General features: G+C 52.5%; 14 protein-coding genes. 12 read left to right on the forward strand and 2 right to left on the reverse strand.

Features of this window, described 5'->3' with window-relative positions:
• Positions 1-62 precede the first annotated feature (62 nt).
• The 6 genes from DL346_RS24970 (at position 63) to DL346_RS24995 (ending at position 6,056) form a co-directional block, all read left to right on the forward strand.
• Positions 63-302, forward strand: coding sequence for a hypothetical protein (locus DL346_RS24970; protein ID WP_112885121.1), 240 nt, complete (start codon positions 63-65; stop codon positions 300-302).
• Between the two features lie 526 nt (positions 303-828).
• A complete protein-coding gene (locus DL346_RS24975) occupies positions 829-1,866 on the forward strand; it encodes a flavin-containing monooxygenase (protein WP_112885447.1) in 1,038 nt (345 codons plus the stop codon).
• A gap of 151 nt (positions 1,867-2,017) precedes the next feature.
• On the forward strand, positions 2,018-3,541 hold the full coding sequence (locus tag DL346_RS24980) for a spore germination protein (RefSeq protein ID WP_165822658.1): 1,524 nt from the start codon (positions 2,018-2,020) through the stop codon (positions 3,539-3,541).
• Positions 3,541-4,734 (forward strand): Ger(x)C family spore germination protein, encoded by a 1,194-nt coding sequence (locus tag DL346_RS24985; protein ID WP_165822659.1) that lies wholly within the window; start codon positions 3,541-3,543, stop codon positions 4,732-4,734. The genes DL346_RS24980 and DL346_RS24985 overlap by 1 nt, the downstream gene beginning before the upstream one ends.
• Entirely contained in the window at positions 4,731-4,943 is a 213-nt protein-coding gene (locus DL346_RS24990; RefSeq protein WP_112885124.1) for a hypothetical protein, read from the forward strand. Before DL346_RS24985 ends, DL346_RS24990 begins: the two co-directional genes overlap by 4 nt.
• A 24-nt stretch (positions 4,944-4,967) precedes the next feature.
• Complete coding sequence (locus tag DL346_RS24995; RefSeq protein ID WP_112885125.1) at positions 4,968-6,056, forward strand: GerAB/ArcD/ProY family transporter; 1,089 nt, start codon at positions 4,968-4,970, stop codon at positions 6,054-6,056.
• On the opposite strand, the gene DL346_RS25000 is transcribed toward DL346_RS24995, so the two are convergent.
• Complete coding sequence (locus tag DL346_RS25000) at positions 6,053-6,859, reverse strand: DUF2935 domain-containing protein (protein ID WP_112885126.1); 807 nt, start codon at positions 6,857-6,859, stop codon at positions 6,053-6,055. The genes DL346_RS24995 and DL346_RS25000 overlap by 4 nt on opposite strands.
• Before the next feature lie 231 nt (positions 6,860-7,090).
• Between DL346_RS25000 and DL346_RS25005 the strand changes: the two genes are divergently transcribed.
• From DL346_RS25005 to DL346_RS25030, 6 genes are all read left to right on the forward strand, one after another.
• Positions 7,091-7,495: a DoxX family protein gene (locus DL346_RS25005; protein WP_112885127.1), complete on the forward strand. Its 405-nt coding sequence runs from the start codon at positions 7,091-7,093 to the stop codon at positions 7,493-7,495.
• A 17-nt stretch (positions 7,496-7,512) separates the two neighbouring features.
• Complete coding sequence (locus DL346_RS25010) at positions 7,513-8,163, forward strand: alpha/beta hydrolase (RefSeq protein ID WP_112885128.1); 651 nt, start codon at positions 7,513-7,515, stop codon at positions 8,161-8,163.
• Between the two features lie 156 nt (positions 8,164-8,319).
• Complete coding sequence (locus DL346_RS25015) at positions 8,320-8,583, forward strand: metal-sensitive transcriptional regulator (protein ID WP_112885129.1); 264 nt, start codon at positions 8,320-8,322, stop codon at positions 8,581-8,583.
• Positions 8,584-8,637: 54 nt separating this feature from the next.
• Complete coding sequence (locus DL346_RS25020; protein ID WP_112885448.1) at positions 8,638-9,324, forward strand: AAA family ATPase; 687 nt, start codon at positions 8,638-8,640, stop codon at positions 9,322-9,324.
• 192 nt (positions 9,325-9,516) lie between these two features.
• Complete coding sequence (locus tag DL346_RS25025; RefSeq protein ID WP_112885130.1) at positions 9,517-11,235, forward strand: dihydroxy-acid dehydratase; 1,719 nt, start codon at positions 9,517-9,519, stop codon at positions 11,233-11,235.
• 89 nt (positions 11,236-11,324) lie between these two features.
• Positions 11,325-12,101, forward strand: coding sequence for a DUF429 domain-containing protein (locus tag DL346_RS25030; protein WP_165822660.1), 777 nt, complete (start codon positions 11,325-11,327; stop codon positions 12,099-12,101).
• On the opposite strand, the gene DL346_RS25035 is transcribed toward DL346_RS25030, so the two are convergent.
• The gene (locus DL346_RS25035; RefSeq protein WP_112885132.1) at positions 12,098-13,210 is read right to left on the reverse strand and encodes a glycoside hydrolase family 88 protein; all 1,113 of its coding nucleotides are present in this window, start codon (positions 13,208-13,210) and stop codon (positions 12,098-12,100) included. The genes DL346_RS25030 and DL346_RS25035 overlap by 4 nt on opposite strands.
• Positions 13,211-13,309 lie beyond the last annotated feature (99 nt).

A 13,309-nucleotide genomic window follows, 5' to 3' on the forward strand; every position in this document is an offset into this window, starting at 1 on the left:
TATCATAGTACTGTGTGCTTTTTAAAAGCTGTGCATTCTCCTATCGAAAGGATGTCTGTTAAATGACTTATGATTTCGAAAAGGAATACCTTAAGGATTTACATAGAATATTAAAGAGACTTCCTGCGTTAATAGAGAAATCAAAAGGTTTCTCACAAAAAGAAGAAGATTTTAGTTTAGTTCTAGCACAAGAAATACTAAAAATCTCATACAGTTCGCACATTAGAATCCTAAAGAAGTATGAACATTCACAATTGGAACGGTTTGAAGATTTAGAAAAACAAATAAATGAGTTGAAATAAACTTCCTGGCCGCCGCCGGGTTCCCGAAGGCGGATTTGGCGCATATGGAGCAGCACCGGTGGCGCGCTAAATTCTCGATGCGTACAATAAGGCGATAGGCCTCCAAGGTGAGCCTCAGTAAACAAAAAATTGAATAGTAGCTTCTTGATTTAGTTCAATCAACACAAGGCAACCGGCCATGACGATCGGTTGCCTTTACTTTTTATCGAGATTGATGTGGCGAAGTCGAGAGCGCAAAACTTTGCGTGACCACAACAAAACTTTGCGTGTTGAGGATCCATCCATTTATGTACGATAAATTCAGTAAGAATTTATCGGAGGTATAAGGTAATGCAAGTGCATCCGGCCATCAAAATGGTCATGGTGACCACATCCGACAACCCTGCCTTTCGGCATGAAGCGCTTAAAAACGGTGCGTTGGGCTGCTTGCTAAAAAACCTCGATCCCGCTGTTTGGCGGGATTCTCTGCGAGCTTTAGCAAATAGAGAACGAATCCGATAGAGTACTAGAGAGGGGGATGATGGCTTTGCGTCATGTTGAAGTTTTGATCATCGGGTCCGGGCAGGCCGGGCAAGCACTGGGATACTATTTAAAGCGGCAGAAAGTATCCTTTATGATTCTCGGAAAAGAGAAACGCTTAGGTGATACTTGGCGATACCGATATGATTCGTTAGTATTGTTTACGCCAAGGTGGTTCAGCTCTCTTCCGGGACTAGCATTAAAAGGTGACCCCAACGGCTACCCTTCAAAGGATGAGATCGCCAATTATTTGGAGAACTACGCCAACCATTTCGACCTGCCGGTCGAGTTGGGGAAAACGGTGATTTCGTTAGAGAAGATCGAAGATGGATTTAGGGCTGTTACGGAGGATGGGGAATACCTTGCGAGAAAGGTGGTCGTGGCGACAGGCCCGTTTCAACGGCCGTATATTCCCAGTATGGCTGCGAATGCAGCAGAAGAGGTCTATCATATTCATTCCTCGCAGTATCGGAATCCATCGCAGCTGAACCCCGGGTCCCTTCTTGTCGTTGGCTCGGGCAACTCCGGCGCCCAGATCGCAGCTGAATTATGCCATGACCGAAAGGTGTTTCTATCGGCTGGGCATCCGATAAAGCATATGCCGCAGCAGCTGCTTGGAAAGAGCATTTTTTTGTGGCTGAGGAAAACAGGACTTCTTTACGCCGCAGCAGACGGTTGGCGAGGGAGATGGTTTCAGAACCAAGGCGATCCGATATTCGGACAGGAGCTCAAAAGACTCATCAAGCAGGGAAAGATCAACATGATGCCCAGGGCGGCAAGCATGCAGGGGAACAGAGTCACATTCGATGGCTCCGATATTCCGCTTGTGGTCGACAACATTATTTGGGCGACGGGCTTCCGCTCCGATTATAGCTGGATCCGTATTCCGAAATTGATGGACGGAAGCGGAAATGTAATTCATCATCAAGGAGTGACATCCGTCCAAGGGCTTTATTTTCTCGGATTGCCTTGGCAGCGAAGCCGGGGATCCTCTTTGGTTGGAGGCGTAGGCTTGGACGCGGAGATGTTGTCGGGAATGCTGTGATGAATGACTTCGAGAATCGAAAATGCCTCATGCTGCCGTCCACATCAGAAAAGCTGCTTAAGAAGGTTGTCCAATATTTTCATAACTTGGTTACCCAGGGCTCATACTACCTCTAATCGTTACCCATGTTTAAGGTGGAGGGATGCAGCCAATGTCGAAAGTGTACCAAGATAAAGCGCCGACGAACGATGCGAAAAGCAGCGTATTAACCTCCTCATTGGAAGAAAACGAAGCCGTATTCAAGAACCTGTTTCATTCTTGCTCGGACGTGGTATTTCGCTCCTTTCAAATCGGGGGACAAAAGAATGCTCTCCTCTTCTATATAGACGGATTAATCGACGAAAAACAGCTGGACGAATCGCTGCTGAAGCCGCTCATGTTAAGCAGTTCACCCGAGCAACTGGATGCTGGGCAAGACCTGCTTACTTTTCTGCAAAACCAATTTATTTCCGTTAGCCAAGTGAAACGGGCATCGAATATTTCAAGCATCGTGCTGGATGTATTGAAAAGCTCCATTGTCATCTTGATAGCAGACCAAACGGAAGGACTCATTCTTAACGTCCCAGGCGGGAAGACAAGGTCGGTCGAGCAGACTTCCTCGGAAACCACGATCCGAGGTCCCCGCGATTCGTTTACCGAAAGCATTCGGACCAATACCAGTCTGATCCGCAGAAGAATAAGATCCGCCAGGCTGAAAATCGAAACGTTAACCGTAGGGGAACTCACGCAAACGGATGTGGCGATCGCCTATATCGAAGATATTGCGAATGAAGCCGTTATCCAAGAAGTCAGGTCCCGAATTCGGAACATTAAGATCGACGGCGTGTTGGAATCGGGGTATATCGAACAATTTATCGAAGAACGCTCGTTTTCTCCTTTTCCTCAATATCTCGTTACGGAACGGCCGGATTATGTCGTATCCGCATTATTGGAGGGGCGAGTCGCGATCTTGACCGACGGCTCCCCCTTCATCATCAGCGGCCCCATGACGTTCTGGGGATTTCTTCAAGCGGGAGAGGATTATTACGACCGTGTCCTATTCGCCAATTTGATTCGTTTCATTCGGCTTGTTTTAACCATGGTAGCGCTGTTCTTGCCTTCTATCTATGTAGCGTTAACCACGTTTCATCAGCAGATGATTCCGACGAAGCTATTATTAAGCGTTTCTGCCGCTAGGGAAGGCGTGCCGTTTCCTGCCTTAGTAGAAGCGCTGTTGATGGAAAGCACATTCGAGGGCCTGCGCGAAGCAGGCGTTCGTTTGCCTAAACAAGTCGGCCAAGCCGTCAGCATCGTGGGCGGTCTTGTCGTCGGCCAAGCCGCCGTGCAAGCCGGCATCGTTTCGGCCCCGATGGTCATCGTGGTGTCGTTAACCGGCATTGCGTCGTTCGCCATCCCCCGGTATAATTTCTCGTTCGCTTTTCGGATTCTGAGGTTCCCGATGATCCTGCTTGCCGGCATGTTCGGACTCTACGGCATTACGGCAGGGTTTCTTTGCCTTTTAATTCACCTATCCGGCCTCAAGTCGCTTGGCGTTCCCTATTTATTTCCCACGGCACCGGTTAACTTCCAAGGACTTAAGGATTCTATATTTCGGGCCCCGTTATGGACCATGCATTTCCGTCCGCAGCTGGATGGGAAGCGCAGCACCCGCATACCGAAAGGACAAGAGCCGTAATGAGCAGCGGAGGAATGAGGTCGAACCAGAAAACGCGAACGCTCGTCTTGCTGCTGTTGGTTCCCCTCCTGAGCGGTTGCTGGGACAGGGTGGAAATGAACGACGTCGCCTTTTTTATTGCCTCCGCGCTGGATCTATCCGAAGACGGCCGTCTCCTTATTTCGATTCAGGTTCCGATCCCGTCCGAAGGGGGATCGACATCGGGAACGCTGGGCAAGACGTACTACATCATCTCCGAAACGGGAACGAATATTTACGATGTAGAGAGAAAGGATCAGCTGGAGCTTTCGCGGAAATTTTTCAAAGGACATCGCCAGGTTGTTTTTATCGGTGAAGCCCTCGCCAGAAAAGGAATCAAAGATATCATGGATTACTACTCCAGGGACCCTGCAACCCGGCTTCGCACTTACCTTGTTGTCGCCAAAGGCAAACAGGGCATAGACATGCTCAGCACGGATCATCCTTTCGAACGCATACCGTCCGAGGAGGTTCGGGAATTGGAGCGAAACCAAGTCGGCACGGCCGTTACGTTCCGGGACTTCTTGATGAACCAGGAACGAGAAGGAATCGTGCCCGTTCTGGGAGCGGTAGAGATTAAGAAACCTGTATCGCAGCTTAGGCAAAAAGAAGAGGAAATGCAGAAGAAAAACGTATTTCGCCTTTCGTCGACGGCGGTCATGAAAAATTTCAAATTGGTCGGCTACCTCGACGACATCGAAACGAGAAGCCTCAGGTGGATAAAAGGCGAATTAAAGCATGAGTATGTAGCCGATGAAATTCCGGAGGCAGGAGGCAGCGTCGGCGTTGTGTTGAAAAAAACGGAGAGAAAAATTAAAACGGTCATTAAGGCGGGCAAAGCAAACATTCGTATCGAGCTGACCGGGCAGGGCCTGCTTCATGAAACGACTGCCAAACTGGATATCAGCCGGCCGGAAGACGTGGTCCGGATCGAACAAGGACTTAGTAAATTGATTACGGAGCAAACGCTTCGTACCGTGAAGAAAGCCCAAACGGAATGGCAATCCGACGTATTTGGATTTGGTCTGATGGTCCACCAATACCAATATGGAGCATGGAAAAGCGTGAGGGAGGAATGGGATACGGTTTTTTCTAAAGCGGACGTTTCCGTGACCACCAAGATCCGCTTGGTAAGAGCCGGCATGATCAGTTCATCCCTGGACGCCGAAAAATGATGATGGCGATCATGTATGTTTTCTTCGTTGTCGTTCTTCTTTGGATCCAATTCAAGCTGATGAAAAAGACGGCGCAAACGAAGGATTATGTAACGGTGGGGCTCATCTTATCGATGTCGGTCATAGTCGGCGTATGCTTGACGATGGGCATTCCGCTCATGAGTCCCACGATGATGCTGGAAAAGTGGCTCTCGGCGTGGGTGAAATGATGGATCGGAGAAAGGGATTCGCGGATGAAAAGTTCTGGACAAAACAACGTTATCTCGAATACGGAGCTTTGGACGCTCATGTTCGTATTCATGACAGCAAGCTCGATGTCGTTGCCCGTCGGGTACACCAAGGGGCATGATTCTTGGATCTCCGCCGTAATCGGCACCCTTGGCGGACTCTGTATCGGCTGGGTCTATGCGATGCTTTGCAGAGCATACCCGCAAAAGTCGGTTGTCCAAATCGCCCAGACCCTGCTTGGAGCTTGGACGGGGAAAGCAGTCGGGCTCTTATACACCTGTTACGGCTTCCAGCTAGGGGCTTACGTTTTGCGCAATTTCGAAGATCTTACTTCGACCGTGCTATTGCCTCGAACCCCAGGCGTCGTCATCAGCGTGATCATGATCTCGATTTCGGCATGGGCCGCTTATCAAGGGATTGAAGTCATTTGCAGATGCGCGCTCATCTTAATGCTCTTCGTCGTCTTGCAGAGCATTCTATTCACAGTATTATTGATGCCGGATATGATGCCCGGCAATTTGTTTCCCGTATTGGAAGCGGGCTGGCGGTCCGTCTTCGATGGAGCCGCGCAAATCGCGACGTTCCCTCTGGGAGAGACGGTGCTGTTCGTCATGATCATCCCTTTCGTGAACAGAGCAGCAAGAGTAAAAAAAACCGTCCTCTCCGCCATCGGAATGTCCGGCGTCTTCCTGATCGTAAGCCATTTCATCAATATCATGGTATTGGGCGAGCTCGCGAGCAAACAAATACTCCCAGCGTATACGAGCTCGATGTACATCTCCGTAGGGGACTTTTTCGAACGAATCGAGCCGATCGTATTTACCGTTTGGGTGTTCGGCGAATTCACGAAGCTGACCGTCTGTCTGTTTGCGGCCTCTTTAGCTCTGGCGCAGACGGTTGGGAGCCGGAATTACCGGATTTACATCGTGCCCCTCGGGCTCGCTCTGTTAGAGCTGTCTATGTTTCTTCATCCGAATCAACTGGACGTGATCGCGTTTCAAAAGCATATATGGCCATGGCTTTCGGCGCCTTTCCAATTGTTGATTCCTTTGGTTCTGCTGCTTTGCTCGCTATTCAGACGGAGGATCGATTAGTTCCCGGCTCTAGGCTTGGCAGGATCGCAAACGGGACGAGGCACGCCTTGGGCGGCTTGAGAAAGCTTTTGTAAATAGTAGCATTCTTCCCGGTACATATGATCGGGGATCAGCAGTGATAACGTGCTCAGCAATTCTTTGCCCTCGGTGAGCTCCTCCACTTCGGACAGAAATTTCATGAAGATGAGCATAACGGCATTCGCGTCTTGATTGAATCGGCGCAATGCAGGGAAATCCGTCAATTCGGTTCGCATATAACCCGCAAGCTCGATCGCTTTGAGATAGAAGGCTTCGAAGTCGCGTTCGAATGCATCGCTCCTGTTTTTCCAAGCCTTCTCTACCAGATCGAATTGGCACGACAAGATGCCCGCGTGGCCGATCGCGTCATGAAGCCATAATAAATGCTGGTGAAGCGCCGGTCCCGGAGGAGGCAGCTGGCTGCGCGTCAGCGCCGCAAATACGCGCATCGCTTCGTCGAGCTCGTTGACATTGTGATTCAAAAACGTAGGAGCCAGCGAAATGACGATCGTTCCCGTTAGCGACCGCTTCAGCAAATGAAGCTTATACGCGCGAAATTGCACGTTCAACGGATTCGCCATATTAAGCAAGGCAGCAATGCCCGCGCGATCCAGGTTCTGCCTTGCCGAATTCAACAAGCTATCGTAGGCCTGAACGAACTGCTGTGCTCTGGTTATTTCCGCTGCCTCTCCCGGAGCCAGCGCATCCCGGATAAATCTCGCATGATCCCCTAGCACTTGCAGCCAAAATCGGAGCTCATAGAGCGCGCCGTTCTCAAAGTCCATTTCCTCAGCTCCCTTATCAGAAGACCTTCGTTCCTTTATCACCCTATGTGAAATCGCCTGATCCGATGCCTAGCTAGTAGTAACAGAATAGCGCTGCTTAAATATTTGTAATACTGAATATAATTCGCTAATAGTAATTTTTCCATTGACAGGACAAAGCGTTTCGTTTTAAATTACTTATATAAAATTTATTTCTTTATTACTAATATTTTATGGGGGGAGAGAAAACGAATGTCAAAGACTGCAGTTATATCGACCATGATGCGTGTGGTGATGGGAATCATATTCGTGTTCCACGGAATAGACAAGTTTAAAATGGGGCTGAGTAATGTTGAAGCATTTTTTGGCTCGATCGGCGTCCCCGGATTTTTGGCTTACGTCGTTGCGGTGCTTGAGTTAGCGGGCGGGATCATGCTGATTGCGGGCTTGTTCACTCGCTATGTATCGGGTTTGTTTGTCGTCATGCTCCTCGGCGCTATTGCCACGACGAAGCTGTCGGCCGGACTTCTTGGTAACGGTCAAATGGCCGGATATGAGCTGGATCTCGGATTTATTTTGGTGACGTTGTATTTGGTTGTTGCCGATAAGACTCCGCTTTCCATCGATCGTATGATGATGAATAAACGCAGTGCGTAAAGGAAGGTGGATCCACAATGCAACCGATGTATCCATACGACATTCACATGCCGCTCAACCTGGAGCCGGGAAAGAAATATCCGACCATCTTTACCTTGCACGGCAAAGGCTCGAATGAACGAAATATGTTCGGTTTAGCCGCTCCGCTGTCTGAGGATTTCATTGTCATCGGCATTCGCGGCAATTTGCCGCTCGGCGCCGGTTACCAGTATTACGAGCTGAAAAGTCTAGGCAATCCCATACGGGAGATCTTTGACGACGCGGTCAAGCAGCTCGAAGGATTCATTCATTATGCAACGGAGAAGTATCCGATTGATCCTGGCAAACGGTATTTGCTCGGGTTTAGCCAAGGCGCAATTCTATCCATGACGCTTGCGCTGGTGATGGGGGAGCAGCTGAAGGGAATCGTTGCGTTAAATGGATATATTCCTGACTTCGTGAAGTCGGAGTATCCAATTCGAAGCGTGAAGGATGTTTCCGTATTTATTTCACATGGTGAATATGATTCGGTATTTCCTGTTCGTATCGGCCATGAGACGGCGGAATATTTGAAGGACCATACGAACCGCCTGGAATTTAAACTTTACCCGACTGACCATGGTGTATCGGAAGAGAATCAGCGGGATTTTGTTAACTGGCTTAAGAAGGATGCCGGGTTAAGTACATGAATGAGAGCTATGAAGCAGAAGCCCGCCGGTAATAGGCGGGCCTCTTTGTTTATGGCATGAATCTCTTGCCGGACGAGTAGCCGAAGAAGTTGTGATCGTTTTGTTTTCGGGTCATAATAGAACGTGTACGGGTGGGGGTATGGATGGAGGGATCGCGTGAACATTTACGATGATGACTTAAAGAAGCGCATGCGGCGGCTGGAAGGTCAGGTCCGGGGCGTGCTTAATATGATGGAAGAAGAGAAGCATTGCAAAGACGTGGTGGCGCAAATATCCGCCGTTCGCAGCGCCGCGGATAAAGCGATTGCGTACATTGTGGCGAAGAACTTGGAGCAATGCCTGCGTGAGGAACAACAATCAGGCGGCGATACGAGCGAGCTGGTTGCCGAGGCGGTGCGATTGCTGATTAAGAGCAAGTAGGCGTGTTTACGATCAAAGGGGAGTGATCGATTGTTTCTGCGAAGGCTTGAGCTTATGAATCCGGAAGGATCGACGGATTATCCGTTCAGCGTTCCGGCGCTGCAGCAGATGAAATCACTGGCATTTGAGACGAACGTGACGTTCTTCGTCGGGGAAAACGGCTCGGGGAAATCGACGCTGCTGGAGGCAATCGCGTATCAGTGCGGGTTTAATACGGCGGGCGGCGGCCGGAATAATGCGTATGACGTCGATGCGTCGCATTCCGGCTTGGGCGAATACATCCGGCTCTCGTGGATGCCGAAGATTACGAACGGCTTCTTTATGCGGGCGGAAACGTTCTACCACTTTGCCTCGCATTTGGACACGATGCCGGGGAGCCTGCAATACTACGGCGGGCGCTCCTTGCATAAGCAATCGCACGGGGAAGCGTTTCTTTCCCTGTTTAACAACCGTTTCGGCAAACGAGCGATCTACCTGCTGGACGAGCCTGAGGCGGCGCTGTCGCCTGCGCGGCAGTTAGCCCTTCTGCGGATCATCAAGGACCTGGAGCATGAAGCGCAATTTATCATTGCTACGCATTCTCCGATCTTGCTTGGGTATCCCGATGCGCGGATTTTGAATTTCGACGAGCAGCCGGTGGAGGAGATCCGTTACGAGGATACGCTGCATTATATTGTGACGAGACGATTTCTGGAGAACAGGGAGAAGGTTTTGGATGAACTGTTCCATGATGAAGGATAGGAAAGCCGGGTTGTTCAGGCGGAAATCTGAGCGGGCTCGGCTTTTTTTTGCGGGTGGCAGCAAACAAGTAAATGAAACGTAAGAAATCGAGATCAAACGTAAAAATAGGTGTGCCTCGCGCAATTGACACCCTTGTGGCCGCGTGCTACTTTTAGGGCGATATTCGAAACTTCTATGGGATGGGGAAAGTAGATGAAGCTTAGAAGCGAGGCCTGGTTCGACCATCCGTCGGCAGAAACGCGGTTTCAGCACCGTTCGGCGATGCGGTCGAACGGCCATGTCCCGGACTCTTTCGTGGGCAAGCCCGTGATCGGCATCTTTAATTCTTGGAATGATCTAAACAGCTGCAACATGCCTCATAAGGAATTGGTCGAATACGTAAAGCGGGGCATCCTGCTGGCCGGAGGCTACCCGCTTGAAATGCACACGATCACGACGCCGTCGGATTTCATGAAGCCGTCCGACCTGCCTTATCGCAATTTAATGGCGATGGATGTAGAAGAGCAAATTCGATCACTGCCGCTCGACGGCGTTGTCTTGCTCTGCGAATGCGATAAAACGACGCCGGCGCAGCTCATGGGAGCCGCCAGCAGCAGGCTGCCGGCGCTGATGCTTGCGGCGGGCCACCGCGCCTCCGGAAGCTTCCGCGGCAAACCGGTCCATTACGGCACAGATTTGTGGACCTACATGGATGAGTATGCAGCCGGCAAGTTAAGCGATGAGGATGTCCGGGAGCTGGAGCAGTGCATGTCCTGCTCGCGCGGCGGCTGTCCGGTCATGGGCACGGCTTCGACGATGAAGAGCTTGGCCGAGATGCTCGGCGTTATGCTCCCTGGCACATCGACCATCCCGGCTTCGCATTCCTCGCGGAAGATCGCGGCGGAGGAAACGGGCAAGCGTATCGTCGAAATGGTGCGCGAAGGCCTGACGGTAGACAAGCTGCTGACCGAGCGTGCCTTCGACAATGCGATCCGGCTGCTCGCGGCGCTCGGCGGTTCGACGAACGCGGTCATTCATTTGACCGCGATTGCCGGGCGGCTAGGCATTCGCATCCCGCTGGAGCGGTACGCGGAGCTGTCGAAGGGCGTGCCGCTGCTCGTCGATCTGCAGCCGAGCGGCCGCTACGGCATGGACGACTTCTTCGATGCGGGCGGGCTTCCCGCGGTCATCCGCGAGCTGCTGCCTTGGCTGCACGGCGAAAGCTTGACGGCGCTTGGCACGACCATTCAAGAAGCCTACGCCAAGTCGCCGCGTCACACCGATGTCATCGTATCGCCGGAGCGGCCGGTATCGGCGGTGTCGGGCATCGCGGTGCTGAAGGGGAACCTCGCGCCGGACGGCGCGGTATTGAAGCTGTCGGCGTCGAAGCTTCGGGATCGGCACCGCGGCAGGGCGCTCGTATTCGACGATTACGAGCTCATGTTAGACCAGCTGGCGGACGAGTCGTTGGACGTCGATGCCGATACGGTCTTGATCCTTCGCAATTGCGGCCCGATCGGAGCGGGAATGCCGGAATGGGGAGCGATTCCGATTCCGCGAAAGCTGCTTCGCGAAGGCGTGCGCGACATGGTGCGGATCAGCGATGCGCGGATGAGCGGAACGAGCTATGGCACCGTTATTTTGCACGTATCGCCGGAAGCTGCCGCCGGCGGCCCGCTGGCGCTTGTTCATACCGGGGATTGGATCGAAATCGAAATCGGGGAAGGCCGGCTGACGCTGGCGATCTCCGATGAAGAGCTCACGGAGAGGAAGAAGGCTTGGAAGCCTGCGGACGCCAAGCATAAGAGAGGGTACCCTCGCTTATTTAACGATACGGTATTGCAGGCGCACGAGGGATGCGACCTGTCGTTCCTGCGGCCTGCCGATGATACGGAAGTCCGTTTCGTGCCGCCGGTCGTGGGCAGAGGCTAGCGCATGACGCATGAATGAATAACAATGCCCTTAATGGCTTCGCGAAGAAGCTATTAAGGGCATTTCAAAATGGAGGATATAAGCTAACCATGTATATCGGAGTTGACGGATCCCAAAATCAATGGGTTGCCGCGCTAGTTGACCGCGACCAAGGAAAGCCAACGATTCGATATGTTCAAGTCGCGCAGTTGGAAGAGCTATGGGCGGAATACGGCGCCGGCTGCCGGAAGCTGCTGATCGATATGCCGCTTGGGCTTAGCGGCGGCGGCAAACGCCGCCCCGACGAATTGGCGATGGAGTTTCTTGGCCCGGCCAATAAGAAGCGATGCTTCCATGCGCCCAGCTACGATGCGCTGGCGGAATGGCAGCGGCGGCAATCCGCGGATGTGAAGCTGACGCCTCAGGCGCTGTACGATGCCGTTAATGGCTTTAACGTTCGGGACACGGGGCTCAAGCTGACGCCGCCCGGCTATGCTCTGGTGCCGAGGATCGCGAATGTACGCGAGTTCGTACTTAGCCTGCCGGATCGGTCGATCGCCTTGGAGGCGCATCCCGAGCTATGTTTTATGGCATTATCGAATCGGGACAGCTTCTCGAGCAAGCATCGGCTGCCCGGCATCTTCGAACGGCTCGCGGTTATCCAAACGCGCTTCCCGAACTTCATCGAGTATGTTGCTTCGAATGGAAGTCTGGTCTGGAGCGGCGATATGTCCGCCAAGATCGACGATGTTCTCGATGCGACGGTCCTTGCGCTGACGGCACAACGAATCCATGAGAATCCCGATCGTTTAGTGCGGTTAACGAACGACCCTCCCATGGACGATCCGACCGGCATCCCGATCGAAATCGTCTATGCCAAGCTCTAGTAGACGGCTCCCGTCCAGCCGCTCAGCTTCGCGACCGCTTCCACATAGAAGTAATCGCCGTAAATGAGCGAGACGCCGATGTTCGTGTTCGCGGGCTTATGTCCGGTCCCTTCCAGCAAGATCGCTTCGTGCTCCGGCTGCTCCCAGGCTGCATAATGCTCGGTCAGCGACCGCGCGATCCGGGCGGCCCAGTCGGAATAATAGCCGCTTTCCTCCGCGGGAACCAGCTTGGCAAGCTCCAGCAGGCCTGATGCCGCAATCGCCGCAGCGGACGTATCTCTAGGCTCCGAACCGGCGTTTGGCGCGCGGAAATCCCATGGCGGGATGCCGTTCTCCGGCAAGGAGGCAAGGAAGAAATGGGCGACCCGCTTGGAAGCGTCCAAGTATTTCGCATCGCCGGTATATTTGTACGCATTGGCGAAGCCGTACAGCGCCCATGTCGTGCCGCGGCTCCACGCGGACGTCGGCGAGTAGCCTTGGCCGCCAAGCGCCTCGATGAACGCGCCGCTCTCCGGATCGAAGCTGACGATATGATTCACGGAGCCGTCAGGGCGAACGAAGTGCTGCAGCGCCGTATCGGCATGACGGACCGCGATATGCTTGAAGCGGGGATCGTCCGCCATCTCCGAGGCCCAGAACAGCAGCGACAGATTCATCATGCAGTCGATGATCGCCCAGCCGGTAAAATGATAGTTCCAGGCGCGGATGAAATTGCCGGCCGGATTGAAGCGCCCGGCCAAGAAGCTTGCGGCCTGAAGGCCGATTCGCAAGCCCTCCGGATCGCCGGTCAGCTTATGTTTAATGACGGCCGTGGACAGAAATTGGAAGCCGACGTCGTGATGAATTTCCTGGGTAGGCTTATTCAGATACTGGCTTAGCCGCGCATCCCAATTCCATGCCGCTTCCTTATAGTGCGTCTTGCCCGTCTGGGCGTACATGACCCACAGCAGGCCGGGCCAGAATCCGGACGTCCAGTAATCCGGCTCCCGATGCCGGTAAATGCCGTCGCTGCCCGCGGCTTCGGGACATTTGTCTCCGATCCGGACGATCATGCCGTCCACTTTCTTCTGCAGTCGTTCCATAATGGTAGTGAAATATAAAGCATCCATCACTCTCGTTCACCTCGGTTAAAAAGATATAAGCTTATTGTACTAGCGGGAAACCGAGTCCGATCTTGGCCCGTTGCGCGAAAATGTTGTTCTATTGCT

This window comes from Paenibacillus montanisoli (assembly GCF_003268025.1).
In the GTDB taxonomy this organism is placed as follows: domain Bacteria; phylum Bacillota; class Bacilli; order Paenibacillales; family Paenibacillaceae; genus Paenibacillus_Z; species Paenibacillus_Z montanisoli.